Source organism: Streptomyces sp. NPDC059900, assembly GCF_050270335.1.
Classification (GTDB): domain Bacteria; phylum Actinomycetota; class Actinomycetes; order Streptomycetales; family Streptomycetaceae; genus Streptomyces.
On record NZ_JBNNJZ010000890.1, the window covers coordinates 1 to 2,322 of the forward strand.

Below are 2,322 nucleotides of genomic sequence, written 5' to 3' on the forward strand. Positions count from 1 at the left end.
GGCTGGAAATTCCAGCCCGTCCGGCGTTTGAGGACATCTTTCGGGGGTCCAGGGGGCGGAGCCCCATGGTTTCGGGAAGGGGCGGGATTGGGGAGAGCCCCGCAGGGCCCCCTACCCCGTCGTCGACCCGCCGTCCACGGCGAACTCCGCCCCCGTGATGTACGACGACGCCTCCGAGGCGAGGAACAGGATCAGCTCGCCGACCTCCTCGGGGCGGCCCATCCTGCCCAGCGGCAGATGCGACCAGTCCCGCCCCGCGGAGGCCGCGGAGATCATCGGAGTGTCGATCGCCCCCGGGTGCACGGAGTTGACCCGGACCCCGTACTCCGCGAGATCCAGCGCCGATGACCGGGTGAGCCCCCGCAGCCCGAACTTCGTGGAGCCGTACGCCGCATGCCCCCGTATCCCCACGAGCCCCGCCGTGGAGGAGACGTTCACGATCGACCCCCCGCCCGCCCGGCGCAACGCGGGCAGCACCGCCTGGATCCCCAGGAACGGCCCGAGCAGGTTGACCCGCACCAGCGCCTCGAAGTTCTCGTACGTCTCGTTCTCCACGGACGCCGTCCGCCACAGCGCGGCGTTGTTGACGAGCGCGTCCAGGCGGCCGAAGGCGCTCACCCCGGCCGCCACGGCCGCCGCCCAGCTCTCCGCGTCCGTGACGTCATGACGTACGAACAGGCCCTGATCGCCCAGGGACTTGGCGACGGTCCGCCCCTCCTCCTCCCGTACGTCCGTGACCACGACCCGCGCCCCGGCCTGGGCGAAGAGCCGTGCCTCGGCGGCCCCCTGACCGCGGCCCGCGCCGGTGATCAGGACGGCCTTGCCGTCGAGCCCGTAGGAGATCAACGGCCGACCATCCGGTCCCGCAGCGCCAGAATCGTCCGCGGATCGAGCCCGAGCCCCTTGCTCAGATAGCCGCCCAGGCTGCCGTACTGCCGCTCCGCCTCGGCCAGTGCCGCCTCCAGATAGCCGGTGCGGACCTCCTGGAGCGGGATCAGCAGGTCGGGGTTCTGCATCAGGCCGCCTTGCTTCAGGCCCTCGCGCACCTTCGCGTCGTACGCGGCGCGGTAGGTGTTGGAGGCCAGGAAGTCGCCCGTGGCGGTGGACCCGGGGATGCCGACGGCGCGCAGCAGCAGATAGCTGGTCCAGCCGGTGCGGTCCTTGCCCGCCGTGCAGTGGTAGAGGAGCGGCGATCCCTTGCCGCCCCGGGCGATGTCGCGCAGCGTCGTCGCGAACTGCGAGCGGTTCGACGCGTCGGTGACGAAGGTGCGGTAGACGTCGCGCATGAAGGCCTCCGCCTTGCCGTTGCCCAGCATCTCCTCCTGCTTGACCGGGTCCCTGGAGCCGATGACCGTCATCAGCGTGGTGAAGAGGCCGTTGTCGTTGACGGGCCTGGACGTCGGGGCGAGCCCGGCGGGCAGCCGGTCGGGCCCGTCGCTCCGGACCTCGGCGGGCACCCGGAAGTCGATCACCTTCTTCAGGCCGAGCCCGGCCAGGGTGGTGACGTCGGCGTCGGTGAGCTTCGACAGGGCGTCGGCGCGGAAGACCTGGCCGTAGCGGACCCGCTCGCCGTCGTAGGTGCGGTAGCCGCCCAGGTCCCGGACGTTGACGGCACCTTGCAGCGGTACCAGGCGTACGCCGTCGGATGCCGGGCGGGAGTGGAGCGGGGCCGCGTGGCGGGCCGCGCCGCGCTCGGACGCGGTGCCCGCGGCGGATCCGGCGTGGGCCGTCCCGGCGGGCAGGGCGCCCAGGGCGAGCGCGCAGACCGCGACTCCGGCTGCCGTACGAGCCGCCGAACGTGCCGCCGTACGTGTGCTGGGGATGCGCATCGGGCCGCCTTCCTCGGTAGCGGTCGCCATGGCCACTCGTCTCTCAACCAAGCGATTGTTTGGTTGACGAAGGTAGCGGGGTGCCCCGATACAAGGAAGGTGCGTGCGGCAGGTGCCTGCCGGGGTGTTACAGGGCGCCGGGCGCCTCGCCGGGCGCCCCTGCCCCGTACGGTGCACGAGGGCCCCCGGGATGCGGAGTCCCCCGTCCGTGTTAGGCTTATGCGTCGCAGTTTTGGTACCCATGAACTTTATGTGCGCCTGACGGGAATGCTCCGAGGGCGCATTATTGTTTTTCTCCGGTCTCTCCGGTGATGGGGGTCATTGCAGCGCTTGGAATCCACAATTCCGTGGTTTTCCTTACTCTGCCCCTGTTGAGGAGATTGACATGGCAACCGGCACCGTTAAGTGGTTCAACTCGGAAAAGGGCTTCGGCTTCATCGAGCAGGACGGCGGCGGCCCCGACGTCTTCGCCCACTACTCGAACATCGCGTCC

3 protein-coding genes are annotated in these 2,322 nt (G+C 70.3%); 1 reads left to right on the forward strand and 2 read right to left on the reverse strand.

The genetic code is table 11. The features are described from left to right. Nucleotides 1–111: 111 nt before the first annotated feature. A complete protein-coding gene (locus ACQKIP_RS45350; RefSeq protein WP_365853460.1) occupies nt 112–843 on the reverse strand; it encodes an SDR family NAD(P)-dependent oxidoreductase in 732 nt (243 codons plus the stop codon). Next, nucleotides 843–1,859 (reverse strand): tyrosine-protein phosphatase, encoded by a 1,017-nt coding sequence (locus ACQKIP_RS45355; RefSeq protein WP_365852931.1) that lies wholly within the window; start codon nt 1,857–1,859, stop codon nt 843–845. The genes ACQKIP_RS45350 and ACQKIP_RS45355 overlap by 1 nt, the downstream gene beginning before the upstream one ends. 355 nt (nt 1,860–2,214) lie before the next feature. Between ACQKIP_RS45355 and ACQKIP_RS45360 the strand changes: the two genes are divergently transcribed. Then, on the forward strand, nt 2,215–2,322 hold a 108-nt coding region (locus ACQKIP_RS45360; protein WP_427745670.1), incomplete at its 3' end, for a cold-shock protein.